13 protein-coding genes and 1 pseudogene are annotated in these 16133 nt (G+C 35.7%); 3 read left to right on the top strand and 11 right to left on the bottom strand.

Features of this window, described 5'->3' with window-relative positions; translation table 11 throughout:
* Positions 1-313 precede the first annotated feature (313 nt).
* The 9 genes and pseudogenes from ACIP9W_RS04860 to ACIP9W_RS04820 form a co-directional block, all read right to left on the bottom strand.
* Positions 314-1996 carry a methyl-accepting chemotaxis protein gene (locus ACIP9W_RS04860; RefSeq protein ID WP_400786633.1) on the bottom strand — a complete coding sequence of 561 codons (1683 nt, stop codon included), beginning with the start codon at positions 1994-1996 and terminating at the stop codon, positions 314-316.
* Positions 1997-2145: 149 nt separating this feature from the next.
* Positions 2146-3834 (bottom strand): methyl-accepting chemotaxis protein, encoded by a 1689-nt coding sequence (locus ACIP9W_RS04855; RefSeq protein ID WP_400786630.1) that lies wholly within the window; start codon positions 3832-3834, stop codon positions 2146-2148.
* 19 nt (positions 3835-3853) lie between these two features.
* On the bottom strand, positions 3854-4618 hold the full coding sequence (locus tag ACIP9W_RS04850; protein WP_400786628.1) for a C40 family peptidase: 765 nt from the start codon (positions 4616-4618) through the stop codon (positions 3854-3856).
* A gap of 160 nt (positions 4619-4778) precedes the next feature.
* On the bottom strand, positions 4779-5132 hold the full coding sequence (fliT, locus tag ACIP9W_RS04845; protein ID WP_400786626.1) for a flagellar protein FliT: 354 nt from the start codon (positions 5130-5132) through the stop codon (positions 4779-4781).
* Positions 5129-5530, bottom strand: coding sequence for a flagellar export chaperone FliS (fliS, locus tag ACIP9W_RS04840; RefSeq protein WP_142537451.1), 402 nt, complete (start codon positions 5528-5530; stop codon positions 5129-5131). Before fliS ends, fliT begins: the two co-directional genes overlap by 4 nt.
* 40 nt (positions 5531-5570) lie before the next feature.
* Positions 5571-7100 carry a flagellar hook-associated protein 2 gene (locus tag ACIP9W_RS04835; protein ID WP_400786624.1) on the bottom strand — a complete coding sequence of 510 codons (1530 nt, stop codon included), beginning with the start codon at positions 7098-7100 and terminating at the stop codon, positions 5571-5573.
* Between the two features lie 15 nt (positions 7101-7115).
* Positions 7116-7490 carry a flagellar protein FlaG gene (flaG, locus tag ACIP9W_RS04830; protein WP_400786621.1) on the bottom strand — a complete coding sequence of 125 codons (375 nt, stop codon included), beginning with the start codon at positions 7488-7490 and terminating at the stop codon, positions 7116-7118.
* 364 nt (positions 7491-7854) lie between these two features.
* Positions 7855-8244, bottom strand: a pseudogene (locus tag ACIP9W_RS04825) (transposase); the annotation flags it as partial.
* A 213-nt stretch (positions 8245-8457) separates the two neighbouring features.
* Positions 8458-8646, bottom strand: coding sequence for a hypothetical protein (locus ACIP9W_RS04820; RefSeq protein ID WP_400786618.1), 189 nt, complete (start codon positions 8644-8646; stop codon positions 8458-8460).
* A 395-nt stretch (positions 8647-9041) separates the two neighbouring features.
* Here ACIP9W_RS04820 and ACIP9W_RS04815 point away from each other — a divergent pair, with 395 nt between their 5' ends.
* From ACIP9W_RS04815 to ACIP9W_RS04805, 3 genes are all read left to right on the top strand, one after another.
* Positions 9042-10028, top strand: a complete 987-nt coding sequence (locus ACIP9W_RS04815) for a bile acid:sodium symporter family protein (protein ID WP_400786616.1) — start codon at positions 9042-9044, stop codon at positions 10026-10028.
* 174 nt (positions 10029-10202) lie between these two features.
* Positions 10203-10772, top strand: coding sequence for an SDR family NAD(P)-dependent oxidoreductase (locus ACIP9W_RS04810; RefSeq protein WP_400786880.1), 570 nt, complete (start codon positions 10203-10205; stop codon positions 10770-10772).
* Entirely contained in the window at positions 10723-10860 is a 138-nt protein-coding gene (locus ACIP9W_RS04805; protein WP_400786614.1) for an SDR family oxidoreductase, read from the top strand. Before ACIP9W_RS04810 ends, ACIP9W_RS04805 begins: the two co-directional genes overlap by 50 nt.
* Positions 10861-11274: 414 nt before the next feature.
* Here the strand turns inward: ACIP9W_RS04805 and ACIP9W_RS04800 are convergent, their stop codons facing one another.
* Both ACIP9W_RS04800 and ACIP9W_RS04795 read right to left on the bottom strand, forming a co-directional pair.
* Entirely contained in the window at positions 11275-12264 is a 990-nt protein-coding gene (locus tag ACIP9W_RS04800) for a hypothetical protein (protein ID WP_400786612.1), read from the bottom strand.
* 242 nt (positions 12265-12506) lie between these two features.
* The gene (locus ACIP9W_RS04795) at positions 12507-15950 is read right to left on the bottom strand and encodes a flagellin N-terminal helical domain-containing protein (RefSeq protein WP_400786609.1); all 3444 of its coding nucleotides are present in this window, start codon (positions 15948-15950) and stop codon (positions 12507-12509) included.
* Positions 15951-16133: the final 183 nt, after the last annotated feature.

Here is a 16133-nt window from a genome sequence, read left to right as displayed (position 1 = left end):
ACGGTATTGTGTCGGAGAAGGTTGTGTCTAGTTGAGGAAGATTTTGTGTGGGGGTGGATTGAGAGATACGGTTTGATTACTTGCAAGTGAAAGTCTGTTTCTGGCAACATAGGGCACTTGCTAGCTTATATTATCACGAATCGCAAGATAGACTCGCCGAATCGCAAGAACATGGCTTAGAATCGCAAAATATCTGCCCCAAATCGCAAGGTAGTACCTCAGAATCACAAGATACCCCCTCCAAATCGCAAGATCCTCTTCTCCCATATAAAAAGCGACCCCAAGTCCCTGGAGTCGCTACTAAACTATCTAATCAAATTTTAAAATGGCTTACTTCAGCTTGAAGTGTTTCTGCTAGATCAGCTAATGTTTGGGCATTAGCTGTAATTTCTTCATTAGCTGCAAGCTGTTCTTCGGTAGCCGCACTTGTGTCGTTTGCACCGTCTGCAGCTATGGATGCTAATTGTTGAACCTGTTGCACACTTTCTGTAACGGACTCAGTCATCGCGTGAATTTGCTCAATTGCTGCGGAAACAGATTCTACTTTAAACACTACAGCTCCCACCCCGCTTTCAATTTCTTTGAATACTTGGATGGACTCTGTTGTTTTTGATAGACCTTCTTCTACTTTTGAGCCGCCTGTCGTAATAGCTTTTACGGCTTCACCGGATGCTGATTGGATTAATTGAACCATCGATCCAATTTCGGATGCAGAGTTTTTTGATTGCTCCGCAAGTTTACGTACTTCTTCTGCTACTACTGCAAACCCTTTTCCATATTCTCCAGCACGCGCTGCTTCAATTGCCGCATTTAAGGCAAGCAAATTCGTTTGCTCCGAAATATCTGTAATAAGGGATGTGATAGATTGGATTTCATCGGAATGTTTCGCCATACTTTTCATAATTTCTGTCGTTTCATTAAACGTCGTATGTATTCTTTCCATTTGACCTGCTACGTCCGTTACAACGGAAGAGCCTTTTGTTATAAGGTTTTGTACACCATCGGTTGATTGCAGCATTTCTTCGTTGTTTTTCGCAATTTGACCAATACCCTCTTGTAATTCTACAATCGATTTCACTGAAGAGTCCATATGACTCATTTGCTCTTCACTGGCAAGCATTTGTCCTTCTGCTGATTTTGCGACCATTTGGGTGGAAGCTAAACTTTCTTCTGAACTTGCAGATAGTTCCTCTGCGTTAGCGGCAAGTTGCATGGAAGAGTCGCGTACATTCGAAACAATTGCTCGAAGATCCGAGGTCATCTTATTAAAAGCAGTGGCCATTTCGCCCACTTCATCTTTGTTTTTAATTTTGATCGTTTTTACTGCTAAGTTACCAGCCGCAATTTCCGTAAGTCCAGCAGTCATTTTTTGAATTGGTTTAGAAATGCTTTTACTAATGAAATAAGAAACAAGTGCACCAATAATGACACTCAGTATAGCAAGGGCAATAGTTATCGTATTTGCTAGTTGTACATAATTGTCTAAATCTGCTTTTGCGTTGTCTACATTTTGTTGCTCTACATTCTTTAATTCTGCTAGAATAGCTAAAATTTCTGCGTTAAGTTCATAAGAAGCCGCAGAGTATTGAGCAAAGTTCCCATTCCTACGCTTTAATTCTATTATCTTATTGTTCGCTTCAAATAGTTTGGCATTTTCCGTTTGAAGATCTTCTGTTAACTTTAAAGAGGCAGGATCAGATAATTGTTCGATGAGCGCTTTTGCAGCAACCGATCCATGTTCCATTTGGGCTTCTAAATTTTCAATTGAACTTTCTTTTCCAAACATAACATATTCTAATACTGCCGTTGATATATCTTTTTGAATAAACTCGATCTCCGTAATAAGATTCACTTTTTCGATATCATCTTCAATGATAGATTTGTATTTATTTGTAATATCAACTGTAGCAAAGATCGATAAACCACTAGAAAGTATCAATAAAATCAATACAGATAAAAATCCAATCCACATTTTCCTTGTAATTGTATATTTCATAACATAGCCCCTTTTTCCTACCTTTTTTTAATTATTATAATTCTATAGTAACCACTTTATTATACAGAGGAAAAGGCACTTTGTCATATTCAAACTCCATAAAAATAGCTTTAAATCGCATGAAACGATTTAAAGCCATTAATAGGTTCTTAAGAAAGTTTAAAATGTCTGACGTTGTTTTGCAGCTTTTCAGCAAGATCCGCCAGCACTTGTGCATTAGATGAAATTTCTTCGTTTGTAGCAAGCTGTTCTTCTGTAGCTGCACTCGTATCGTTAGCCCCGTCTGCAACTTGAGTAGCTAAACGCTGCACTTCCAGAGCACCTTCTGAAACCGATTCGGCCATCGCTTGAATTTGTTCGATTGAGGCAGAAACAGATTCAATTTTGGACCCAACAACACCTACTGCTGATTCTATTTCTGTAAAGACTTGAAGCGATTCAGTCGTTTTGGAAAGACCGTCTTCTACTTTATCCCCACCGACAGTAATAGCTTTCACAGCGTCCCCAGAAGCTGTTTGAATCATTTCTATCATTTTTTCAATTTCAGAAGCTGAGTTTTTCGATTGCTCTGCAAGCTTCCGCACTTCTTCCGCTACAACAGCGAAGCCTTTCCCATACTCACCAGCTCGTGCAGCTTCGATAGCTGCATTTAACGCAAGCAAATTTGTTTGCTCCGAAATATCTGTGATAAGCGAAGTAACAGCTTGAATTTCGTTCGAATGCTTTGCCATGTTTTGCATAATAACTGTCGTATCTTTAAACGTTGTATGAATCATGTTCATTTGACCTGCAACATCCGACACTACTTCTGAACCTTTTTTTACAAGTTTCGTTACATCGTCCGCAGCATGTAACATTTCTTCGTTATCAACAGAAATTTGCACGATACCTTGTGAAAGTTCATCCATCGAATTCACAGAAGAATCCATATGACGAACCTGTTGTTCACTAGTAGCCATTTGCTCTTCCGCCGATTTAGCCACCAGTTGAGATGAAGCAAGGCTTTCCTCTGAACTTGCCGAAAGTTCTTCCGCATTAGCTGCAAGTTGCATAGAAGAATCTCGCACACTAGAAACAACTTGTCTGAGATCTGCTGACATTGTATTAAACGCCTTCGCCATTTCTCCAACCTCATCTTTATTTTTAATTAGGATTGGCTCAACCGCTAAGTTTCCAATGGCAATTTCCGATAATCCAGCCGTAACCTTTTTAACTGGCTTCGAAATACTTTTACTAATAAAATACGATACTGCTAGTCCTAGAATAATACTTACTACCCCGATTAATAAAATAAGTAGTTTTGCATTAGCATCGGTACGATTCACGTCTTCTCTTGTTTGTTCCATATCAGTTTTTAAAAATTGCTCTATTTCTTGTAAAATTTTCAGCATATCTAAATTCATTGTTTTTACTTCAGAAGTTAGTTTATTAACTGTTGTCTCTTTATTTTGCTTAGCAGCAATGACTTCTTCCACTTTATCTTGATAAACTACATTTTTTCTATTTAGTTTTTCCATTAACTCCAACGTTTCCGGAGTAGATAATTTACTATGCAGCTCTTCATTTAAACTACTTGCCAATTCCAGATTAGTACCTACACTTTGACGGGAAGTATCTGTATTGAGCAATAAGTAATCTAATAAACTACGTCCAGCGTCTTTTTGGGTAATCTCAATTTGCTTTAATAAGTCAAGCTTTACCACTTGATTGTCCAATAAGAATTGATACTTTGCACTATTATTCGAAAGTGCCACAAATGCAACAACGGAAGAAACGATTAATAATAGTAGAATTGCAGAAAATCCTAGCCACATTTTTTTCGCAATCGTCATTTTCATAAGATTCCCTCTCACTCTATTATTTTTCCACACTTACAGCATGAAATCGCTTAAACGATACGAAATGTTCTTTCCAATAGGTAGAATGTAAACTTGTGATCTCCACACCCTTTGAGCCCGCGTGTATAAATTGATCATCACCGATGTAAATGCCCATATGAGAGATTCCTGGTTTATATGTATTCTCAAAAAACACTAAATCTCCAATAACCGGAGTAGAAACCGTCGCACTTTGTGTGAAATAGCTCTCGCTGCTCTGACGTGTCATATTCAATCCAGCTTGTATATGTACAAAATGAATAAATCCACTGCAATCAAACCCAGCAATCGTATTACCTGCATACAAATACGGAGTGCCTTCCAATAATTTAGCAAAATCTACAAGCGTACTGTAAACAGCTTGTCCACTCGTTGAAAGAGCTTTTGCTTCCCCTTCTACAGGTGTAGGAGAAGTAATCAGTGTTTCTGCCTTCACTTGCACTGGTTGTACAATTTTTTCGGTTTTTACTTGCGTAACAGGTTTCGTTGCTACAACCGGTTGCGTCACTTTTGGCGTTGTCTTTGCTGCTACCGGCTTTTTAACTACTAATTTTTGCTTCACATAAATATTCTCTTTTATGAGCTTATTCCATGTTTGCAAGTCTTTCACGGAAACTTTATTTGCTTTTGCAATTTTCGTTAAAGTATCCCCTTTTTTCACTTCATACAAAACAGTAGTGCTTGCAGAGGCTATAGATGTAAATGAAAATAAAAGAACTGTTACTAAAAGCACCTTTTTAAACATATAAACTCTCCTTCTATTAGACTAGTAATTTTATCATAGCATTAATTTACTATTTTCTCACTACTAATTTTAAAAAGATATTTCCTGGGAAATAGCCTTTTTAAAAGCTCCAAGAAAAGTTATCTTCTTGGAGCTTTAATTATTAATTAATGTAGATAAATTATTTTTTCTTATCGTAAAAAGTGCCATCGCGATATACTTGATTATAAGGATCCATATACGCATTTACAGACACTTTTTTCTTCTGCTGCTCAGATATATCTAAACGGATATCTTTCAGATAAACTTTAAGCTTCGCTTGAAGTATTTTTTCTAAAGGAAGCAACTTCTCACCAAACGCTTGTTCCTCATCAGTGAACGGAGCTTGAATAGCAGGCTGCAATTCTTCGCGTTTCATTATAAGTTTATCAACTTGTTCAATTACCGACTCTCGCTTCTCTTCTTCTCGAACGTCTAATATCCTAGTTAAAAGCTCTGTAACCTTTTTCCATTCTGTTAAACTTTCTCGAATCATACCTCACCTGTTTGACCGTATTGCTTTTGGCGATTGATTTGGATGACTTGTTTCCACGTATCACGGAACTCAGTCGTATACCCAATCACTTCATCTACCTTAGCAGTATCATTTTGAATATTAGCCTCTACTAATCGATTAATCATATATTCATATAAAGAAGCCATCGATGCAGAAACAGCAACCGACATATCTAACGTGATCATCAATTCACGTAAAATATTTTGTGCTTTTTGGATATTCGTATTTTTTAGTTCAATGTCTTTTGTTTCGATTCCTTTTTTCGCTTGGTTCAAAAACTTCAAGCAACCATTATACAACATTAGCGTCAATTCACCCGGTGTCGATTGGGTTACACTATTTTGTTGGTAAGCTTTATATGGATTATTTACAGCCATGTTTACACTCCTCATTTTTTAACACTTTTTAACTTAATTATTATTGCCCACCGAATGCGTTCATTAAGTAGGATGATTGGTTATTTGCTCGTAAGATTGCTGATTCCATTGCGGAGAATTGTTTGTAATAGCGCGTTTCGACCGTTTTTAAACGAGTCTCAAAACGCGTAATTTGATCGTCATAGCCCTTTAAAAGACGTCCAATTGAAAATGTTGAATTAGCTGCTCCAGTTATCCCAGCTTTTTCCGTTAATTTAGTCCGACTCTCATTAATTGTTGTACGCATCTTTGAAACCAAACCTGTATCCTTATCTGTAGTTCCTGATTTAGCAAACACTTCATATACTTTATTTGGATCGGCATTAATAGCTTCCCTTAGTTTAGTTTCGTCAATTTCTAACTTTCCATTAGCAGTATAGTCCTTAGAAGTATTAATTCCAATGTCACTTAAACGTATAGTCCCTGATGTACCTTCTACTGCACTATTTAGAGCGGAGCGCATACTTTGTAGCATACTAGTTAGGATAGGCTCGTTTTTAAGAGTACCACTTTTCGCCTTTTCCTCCCAAAGTTCAATTTCTTTTTCTTTCATATCTGCTTTTTGTTCAGTAGAAAGAGGCTGGAAATCACGATATTTTGTTTCGCGAACTTTTTTGTTTAACTCTTCGATCAACTTGTTATAGTCATCGACAAACTTTTTAACTGCATCGACGACTTTATCCGTATCAGGAGCAGAACTAAAAGATACAGGATTAGTTTTTGCTGGATCGTTTGGATCGGTAGTAACTTGTTTAAGATTAATTTCAAAACCATTAATTTGGAATGAATTACTCGTTCGTTCAGTTTCCAAACCATTAAAAATAAACTTAGCATTCACTCCAGATTTACCATTCCCTTTTTGTTCAGCGGTAACATTGTTTACTTCAAGTTTAAAAAATGTTGCTAAATCACCGTTTACTTGTATCTCCACGTCACCTACAACGTTTCCAGAGTTTTTAGCAGTCATTGCAATATTCCCCGAAAATGAATCATAAAAAGCAGAAACCCCAGACTCACTATTAATCTTTTTTAATACAGAATCTAAAGTATCTGTTGATGGATCAAAAGTAATCGTTTTCGCATTTTCTGCTTTTAAATTACCATCCTTATCAATTGCATTAATAGTTATGGAGTTAGTTGTTCCTGCATAACCTAATTCACTTAGAGTCAATTTTGTATCTAGATTTTTCCCGATACTAGCATTACTTTGCATAGATGCTTGTGATGCTAAACGAGATACAGAAATTGTTCCCGAAAATTCAGAAGTCGCACTTACACTTTTAATACTAACTGCCTCAGGAGATGACACGTTAACAGTTTTAGCTAAAAATGTGGATTGCTTCATCACTGTATCAAAAAGGTTATTGCTATAGTCATTTAGTTTTCTATTAATAGAGCGATAGTCTTCTAATTGCCACTCGGTATATTGCTTTTTCTGCGTTATTTTATCTAAAGGAATCCGTTGTGCATTCATTAATTCCTTAATCATCGTATCTGTATCCATACCGCTCGCTAATCCGGTAATACGCATGAAATCACCAACCCTTTATATTTTCTTATCTACAAAAAGACCCATAAAATCCTGCATAGCTGCGTACATATCCAGCATTTTCTTAGATGGTATTTCTCGAACTACCTCATCTGTTTTAGAATCTATTAATGTCACATAATATGTGTTTAACTGTTCGTGATATTTGAAACGCAATTCTGTATTAGTCGTTTCTAAAAACTTGTTCATGCTATCCGTCATTTTCTTTGCTTTTTCAGCGGGTAAATGTTCTTGTATGTCATTTGCAGTTGTTGACTTTCCACTTTCCGCAGGACTAGTAACAGGAAGAATGGCTTCAACAGAGTTTTCAACACTCGTTGTTTTTGAAATTGTATTGTAGTTTACAGCAGATTCAGCAATTCGATTCACCATACGGATCTTGCCCCCTTTGTTAACATCTCTTATTGTTAATATCGGTTGCCATTAAAGTATTTTAATAACTTACCTTTAAATAGGGCAAAATGAAATTTGTCTACTTTAAAGGGATTTAAATAAGACACATTTTTGTGATTCTTCGGTAACAAACTTGATTGACGTTCTGTAAACTTATCGAAAATTTTTTCAACGAAAAAATGTAACCCAGTAATCGGATTACGTTTTGTTAACTAAATTAATGTAATAATTGTGTGGAAAACAGCACTTTATTTCCATTCGTTTTCTAGATGTAGGATATGCTCGTACAGATTCTTTCCAATTCTACGAGATTCGAATGATGCCTTTCCACGGTTTTTTTTCAGACAATCGTTAACTTATTGGCATTCGCTTTGATTTTTGTACCATAGATAAAAATCACCTCTTGATCGATCAGCTTCTCTTCGACTAACTCGCAACGGAACTGAACGAAGCACTGAAGAAAGAGTTCTTTCATATTGGGGTGGACACGGAAACGATTGATGGTACGGCAGCTTGGTTAATGTCCTTGGACGAGCCACATCATACGGATAATATCTTTCACAAGGTTTTTTATTTTACGACCAGAGAATGTGGATTGTGCGTAACCGTATAAGATGATTTTAAGCATGATACGTGGATGATAGGATGGACAGCCAGTATGTCGGGCGAAGGCATTAAACGCTTCGTGCGGAATACTTTCGACCAAATGGTAGATAGAAAACGCAATATCATTTGGTAAAGTTTATTGATTCGATACATGTTATAATCTTTTAACATAAGGACAATTCTTTCTATATAAGTTTTTGTAGTGGTACTTAAATTTTATCAGAACATGTCCTTATTTTTAATGCCTAAAAAACAAAGCCCTAGAAATTTTACTATTTGTAAAATTTCTAGGGCTTTTCATTTTTCAAGACGGGTTTTGTCCCAACCTCATTTTGACTTTTTATTTTCTATGTTTTTCGCTATAACAATATTTGCATCCATCATATATAGTAGGATAAAGTACAGTATAGTCTGTGTCAGTATCCAGCCTATTTCCACTTGCGATTTCATTAATTCTACATGCATCTAATGTATAAATTGTTCTGTGCACTTCTTTATTAGGACCAGTATTAACAATAAATTTAGCCATATTGACTCACCTCCCTATTATCTATAATTTCGACAATAATAAACAAATACCTTTTTTATTCGCAAATAAATTTATAGTGTTTAATTTGTTTCTAACATAGGTACGCGTTTTTAAGGATGAATTAAACACTCGGAGAATGAATTAGATGAAGATTAGAAAAGGAGGGATGGATTGATCATCAATATCTTTAAATAATTCATTAGAGGGTTGTCCGAAAAGATTCACCCCAGAATCTTAATCAAAGTTTTGTGATTTCAAGAGGAGAGATAAATTGCTTGTTATTACAAAAGGAATTGTAGTCAACTGTCAGAATAGTGTAGAATTATTTCTGACACAAGGTGCAAGTTTTAATTTTCATTCAATAGTATATAAACCAATAGAAAGGGATGGAATTGTTGACGGCTTTAAGTAATGCTATATCTAGCAAATTACCGTTACTTATTCTTTTGACGGCAATGGCTACCTACTTTTCTCCCGTATATATAAAGACGGCAACTTGGATTCCTGGCCTTCTATTAGGCATTGTTATTTTTTTTACGGGAATTTCTATGAATGTATCAGCCATCAAAGATATACGAACAAAAAAAAGAGAATTACTTTTAACTGCATTATTAAAGTGGACAATTACGGTCATCATATCAATTGGGTTAGCATATTTGTTTTTCTCCTCTAACCCAGAAATCATGGCAGGTATCATACTATCAGGAACAGTACCGAGTGCTACAGCCGCTACACTTTATACATTTTTAGCGGGAGGAAATACATCTCTTGTTATTGCTTCTTCCTTGATAGATATCGCTTTCAGTCCGATTGTTACCCCTTTATCTATGCTAGGGATATCTGAAACCCAAGTGTCTATTTCTTTTTTTAGTTTGCTACGCTCATTTATGATGATTGTGGTTATTCCACTAGGCGCAGGTATAATCATTCAACGTTTATATCCGAAATCCGTGAACTATTCTAAAAACATAACAAAGCTAGGATCTTCCCTTTCACTTTTGCTTATTATTCACACCTTAGTTGGAAATGGGAAAGAAGCAATTTCTTTAGAGCTAGGAATCATTCCTCTAATAGCACTGGCTTCTTTTATACAAATTGTTTTTCCAATGATTGCTGCATATTTTATTGCAAAAAAACTATCTGTTAATGAAGCAGATGCTAGAGCCATTCTATTTCAGGTCGGTCTATGTAATACAGCACTTGCTTCTATTCTCGCCTTTGAATTTATTGGAGAGCTTGCAGCCATCGCACCCATTATTAATATGATTATCAATCTTTCTGTCGGAGCACAGATTGCTAATTATTTTGCTAAGAAAGTCATAGGGGAAACAGAAAAATTAGAGACTATTACTCAACTAGAACAATTAAGTGAAAATGGCTAGTCACTTAAAGTGAGAGAGGAGTAAGGAATTGAAATGGACAAAAGTTTAGGTCGCTAACTATAGGAAATATCTAATTTTGAATCATTTAATTAATTAAAAGAAAATCTAATACATAATTTAGTAGAATTGGGGTGCAATTATGGTAAATCGTTAAAAGGATAAAGTTGCTCTTGTATTGGAGGAGGATCAGCTGGAGAAGGTTGGGGAAATGGGAAAGCAGCAGCTGTAGCTTATGCGCGTGAAGGGGCAAAAGTGATGGTAGTAGACTTAAATGCAGAAGCAGCCGAACAAACTAGTCAAATTATTCTGAGTGAAAATGAAATCAGTTCTTATACAACTGCAAATGTGACAAACTCAGTTGATGTTCAAAAAGTCGTTTCGGACACAATAAAGGAATTTGGTCAAATTGATATTCTTCATAACAATGTAGGATTACCACAAATGGGAAGCGTCACAGATATTTCCGAAGAAAATTGGCAAAAAGCGATGGATGTCAATCTAAAGAGTGTATACCTTGCTATGAAGTATGTTATACCACATATGAAAGAGAGAAAAAAAGGGGCAATTGTAAATATTTCTTCCCTTGCTGGAATTCGTGTAAATGCGATCATGCCAGGACTTATCAATACACCGTTAATCTATAATAGCATCTCTGGACAATACGATAACGTAGAAGAAATGGTAGCGGCTAGAGATGCTAGTTGTTCCTACTGGTCGCATGGGAACAGCATGGGATATAGCTAATGCAGCTGTCTTTCTAGCATCGGACGAGGCAAGTTTTATCATAGGTGTTTGTCTTCCGGTTGATGGTGGGCAGTCTATTCGTTGTTAGGATTGAAATAGTAGGTTTTAGGATGGAGATTTAAGATAGAAGAGGTTCTATTTTAATGAATTAAGCCTGAAATATTATTTTTTTCAGGCTTTTTAATGTTGTTACGCACTTCTTAGATTATGAATCCTTGCTGTCCCTCAATCGTCAATCATCGTAATAACATGCCTCTGATAACTTCTGATCATTGTAATTTTATTTACCAATTTCACAAAAAATTCCCACATTAAATTACAACCGAAGCCTCTTGTAATCCAAACTATCTTCTTAGATAACTTTCACAATTACTATTATTTAAAAATGCTTTGTAGAGAATTGCCAAAATTTTATCTAACACAACGACGACACTTAAAATAATATGACTATTTTTCGGAATAGTGTGTTATTTACGCTGACATTGTAGGGACACTTCACTTCCTAAGAGCGAAGATTATTTATTAAGGAATTATCTGGGTTGGAACTATAGTATCCATTTTCCCCACCACGTTCATACCCACTAACGAATGTTCCATCTTCACGCATATAGCTCTCAACTGCGTGTGAGTCAACATGATGTATATCAGTATTGATACCCTCAATCATTGATAAATCAGACGCCTCAAGGGCATCTAAGGCATCTATAGCTTCTCCAATGATTCCAACTCCTAAAAAAGTAAGACCAATCATTGAAGCACTTCTAATAAATTTACTTTCATCTCCGCTAATCACAGAGTCCACAAGATTAAAAGTATGTTTTATGGGGGCTGTTACCACATTAAAAGCAATTTCCAATAAAGTAGGCTTTTTCAACTTTTTAAGTTTTGTAATTACATCCTCTAAATCAGCTAATTTCAATTCTAGGTAATCAATAACATTTTCACATTGTTTAATAACGTTTTCCAGGTAATTAACTCTCTTATAAACTAAAGATCTATAAGGTCTTTGAAATATGTGAGATCCTCTTTTGTTTTTAGAAATTAAATCGATAGTCTTTGTTGCCATATCAATGTGATTTTCAAAATATTTAATTGCGGATTTAAAAACATATACTTTTTTAAAACATTCTTTAATCTTTACAACAGCTTCTTCTTTAATATTCAGATCTTCTAAATTTTTACATTCATTTTCATACTCATTCAACAGATTAGATGATATCATTTCTTTAACTAAGTACTTACATTTAAATATTTGTTTATGGTCTTTAGATATGTAATTAAACTTAGAAGTATAGAACTTATCAAATAACTTCAATGCTTTCTTGTAATCTTTATATTTTTGTTTTCTTTCAGAAATAGGAAATTCCTTTTCATTATAACACTCCGACAAATTCCTAACGAATGTAGATCTGGTAATTAGTACATTGCTTTTCAATATAAAAAATATGATTGCTAATACTAATAAAATTACAAATATACTGACAGTATTCAAATTTAAAACACTCCTATTCCATTAACTCTAAAGAAATAGTACCACTTTTTATAATAAAACTAAAGAACTATAATTTATTAATTTTTTTCAACACAGAAATATGTCACTAAGCTCTGTCGTAAATAAAGTTCACATAAAACAAACCATAATAAAAACGCAGTTCATAATTGAATTGCGTTTTTATTATGGAATAATTGAAGAATTTTATAGTTTTTTGTCGGTCTACTTGTTTTGTGTTAATTTTACTTTAACAATTCCAATACTTGCCCTGAAGATTGCTGAAGTTGTGAAGCTAGTGCCTGTTGTGCCTGAGATAATAATTGATCTTTTACGAGATTCATGGTTTGTTTTGCCATATCAGCATCTTGTATGCGACTCATGGAGGCTGTTGTATTTTCCTCCAGCACAGAAAGATTTGCAGCAATATGATCTAGACGATTTTGGGTTGCACCAAGTGAGTCAAGTTCGCCTAAAATAAAACTTAGTGCATCATCAATTATCTCCAGCCCTTTTGTAGCATCTTCGTAATTACGAACACAAATGACATTCGTGTCACGGAGCATATTATCAAAGGAAGAAATTTCCACTTTTAAGTTTTGTCCAGAATTAGCACCTACTTGGAATGTAAAATCATTTGGTTCATAGCCGGTACCTTGTCTTGCCCGATAATCTACAGCCAATGTATGGGAACCAGGTGAAAGAGTTAAAGAATCATGTGTTAAAATGATCTTATTGCTTTGAAAATAGTATTGATCATCCTCTAGAAGATTTCCATCGAGCGAGACAGCGAAGAAATTAGGGTCGATTTCAGATTCCATCAATTCTTCCCCGGTCTCATGGGCGCAATAATGATGAAAATATCCGTTTGGCATATTGGCATTTAATGAAATATCCAAGGACTCAAAGTACTGAACGTTCAATCTTATGTCTGATTTGGTATTTGTAATATTCGGCCGATAATCCCCTATTATTTCCACGTGCTGTCCATCATATAAATAACCTCCCTCTGCAAGGTTATTGGCTTTTGGTACTATCTGTCCATTCATTTCAACTTTATAAATATAAGAGCCTTGAGGAACTGACTTTCGAAGATCCTCCGATGCGATCGAATAGATTTGGTAATCTCCTGTATCATTATCTTGATTGGGACGATAGGTTCCATGTAGTGAAAGTATATGTGTATCGCTATCATATGTAAAACCATTTTCAGCGTCGTATGATACCTCCATTCCTTTCTGATAGACTCTGATAGCTCTACTTTCGGATTGATCGATTACACCATAATCGAGCGTCGTGTTTGATAAACGGAAATCATAAGAATCATTTCCGACACCTGTTGCCGGGCTTTCGAATACATAATATACTTTCACTTCCGGATTTGAACTTTGGTCCACGTCCGGTCGGATATCACCGTATAACTCGATTTTTTGTGTGCCACTATTATAAAAATAGCCATTTGTTTTTGTATTATCATAATGGACTTCGTTTCCATCAACTATTACCTTAAAGGTCATAGGATCAGGATTTCCATATGTTTCGGGAGCGTGTGTTAATGGAATTTCTACCTTGGTATCCTGTTTTACCGCATCACCAGTTGGCACAATCAGTCTTACTGAATACCTGTCCCCTGTATTTGGGCGTCCTGTTCCATATAGTTCAATCGTATTTGTTGTAGAATTGTATTGGAAACCATCTGTATCTGAATAGGCAATCTCTTCTCCACTATTACGATATACTCGGATGGAATTGGGCGATACTTCATTTCCTAGATTGTAAACTTCCGGGTGGTAGCCGCCTAAATTAATTCCATATACTTCTTTGGATGTACTTGTATTATCATATACATAATCTATTTTAAAGCTTGGATTTGATGAAACATCAGGACGAGCATCTCCATATAAGTTGATACGTCCATTTTCATAGGTGTAGCCATTTGTTTTTGTCTCATCGAAAGTAATTTCCCTGCCATCGATATATACACGTAATGACCGATTTTTAGATAGATCGGTATCCTTCAAATTATACGTATCGATATTAGCATTTAAGGAGTATGATTGAACTCCATTTCGACCATCCGCATCTGTAAAATACTCAATTTGCACACTCTGACTAGCCTTAGGACGAAGATTTCCATAAAACTCAATTTTTCCATTTGCCGCATCTACAAAAACACCGTTTGTTCCTTCTACATCCGATTGTTTTATTGAAAGGAGTTGTGATTTAGTAATTTCTGTTCCACCAACAGTGATTTTTAAAGAACGTGGTCCATCCTCTCCGTGCATATTATAAACCTCTGCACCTGCAGGAATAGCGGCAGTATAAATATTATCCTGAAATGTATCTGCTACATAAGAAAAACGATAGTAATCCTGTGCGTCATCCATAGATTCTTTTCCTATTATCGCATCTTCATAAAAAGTGATTACTTTACCTGAAACGGTGTAGTACCCGCCAGTCGGTGCTTCATCTTTTCCGTCCCAATAGGTTAGTTCCCTCGTTCCACTATCATTTACTTTTTGAATACGCAGAGAAGCTTCCGGTGTATTCATCTGATACAAATCGGGTGAGGAAGGTAATGTTAAAGTTTTATCGGCAAGGGACAGATTGAGTACATCTGATGTCGGAATTATATTAATTGGCCCACTTGTAATTGCTAGATTATTTTGATTCACATCTACTTTTTTTATATTCCCTTGAGAGTCAGAATAAACGAATGCTGTATTTCCATTTGCATCAACCTTAGGTGAAAAACTAAATCCACCACTACCATCATTTAAATTGTAATCAGTAAAACTTTGTACTGAGGTCCAGCTGCCATTCGAGAACTTTTCTAAATTTAAAATAGAACCTAAGTTAGATAGCTTTAATAAACCATTACCGCTATTTAGTTTTTGGTCTAAAACAGCGACTGTATTTTCGATTGGATCACTTCCCCCATCTGCTGGGACTAGATACTGTCCATTATCTCTGCTGGATGAAAAGACAATTGAGCCGCCATCCGTTGACCATCTTGGATTATGATCGACAACTGTTGAAGCAATATAGCTTTCAGGCATTTTAGTTACTATATTCGTTGTCGGCCGCAACATAATATTATTTGAATTCGATACAGCAACAGGATCGATTTGATTGTATCCAACCTTGTTTTGATCCCTATCAACCAAATGATTCTGGGAGGAACTTAACAATTGAATTGTTTTGGAAGCAGTCCGATTTTCGTATATAAATTCTCCCGGAGTCTTATTTGTCAGCAACTTTATACTATTGAACTCTGTATTTTGAACAATGTCATTCAAATTTCTCTTTAACTGATCAATTTCATTTTGAATTAAGAGCGTATCAGCCGATGTCGACGCATTTTCATTGGATTCCATTTGTGTATTGGTGCCATTCATCGCCTGTACTGTTAGCTCACGTATCCGATGTACAACCGCTGTCATTTCTTGCATCGCACTATCCGCTGTATTTACTAGCGAGCTTGCATCTTGCACATTGCGAATCGCTTGGTTGCTACCGCGTTTAATGGCTAATAGCTTCTGACTAATAGCAAGACCAGATGCATTATCTGCCGCTCCATTAATCTGCTGCCCCGAAGCAAGCTTCCCAAGCGTTTTCTGCAAACTAGTTTCTGTTTTTCTTCTTTGATTGTTCAATAACTTTGATAAACCATTACTGTTTACAAGCATAATTCGTCGAGTTCTCCTTCGGGATTTATTATTAATCATTCCGATAATATTACAACTATCTACTATATCGGAAGAAAATGGAGGAAATTAAGTATTTATTTTATCGGATGCTGATTTATATCTATGAATTTTTTTAAAATATGGGATGTATGGGGTGAAAGAAATACGAGATTTCAGTTAATG

The sequence above is a fragment of the Psychrobacillus sp. NPDC093180 genome, from assembly GCF_044754065.1.
Classification (GTDB): domain Bacteria; phylum Bacillota; class Bacilli; order Bacillales_A; family Planococcaceae; genus Psychrobacillus.
The sequence above is the reverse complement of the archived record's forward strand: the minus strand, read 5'-3'. Positions and strand labels throughout refer to the sequence as shown.

Coding starts and splice junctions, on each gene's coding strand:
- ACIP9W_RS04795 (WP_400786609.1), bottom strand. CDS start 15,950: ATGCTTGTAAACAGTAATGGTTTATCAAAGTTATTGAACAATCAAAGA.
- ACIP9W_RS04835 (WP_400786624.1), bottom strand. CDS start 7,100: ATGCGTATTACCGGATTAGCGAGCGGTATGGATACAGATACGATGATT.
- ACIP9W_RS04805 (WP_400786614.1), top strand. CDS start 10,723: ATGCTAGTTGTTCCTACTGGTCGCATGGGAACAGCATGGGATATAGCT.
- fliS (WP_142537451.1), bottom strand. CDS start 5,530: ATGGCTGTAAATAATCCATATAAAGCTTACCAACAAAATAGTGTAACC.
- ACIP9W_RS04850 (WP_400786628.1), bottom strand. CDS start 4,618: ATGTTTAAAAAGGTGCTTTTAGTAACAGTTCTTTTATTTTCATTTACA.
- ACIP9W_RS04855 (WP_400786630.1), bottom strand. CDS start 3,834: ATGAAAATGACGATTGCGAAAAAAATGTGGCTAGGATTTTCTGCAATT.
- fliT (WP_400786626.1), bottom strand. CDS start 5,132: ATGATTCGAGAAAGTTTAACAGAATGGAAAAAGGTTACAGAGCTTTTA.
- ACIP9W_RS04860 (WP_400786633.1), bottom strand. CDS start 1,996: ATGAAATATACAATTACAAGGAAAATGTGGATTGGATTTTTATCTGTA.
- flaG (WP_400786621.1), bottom strand. CDS start 7,490: ATGGTGAATCGAATTGCTGAATCTGCTGTAAACTACAATACAATTTCA.
- ACIP9W_RS04820 (WP_400786618.1), bottom strand. CDS start 8,646: ATGGCTAAATTTATTGTTAATACTGGTCCTAATAAAGAAGTGCACAGA.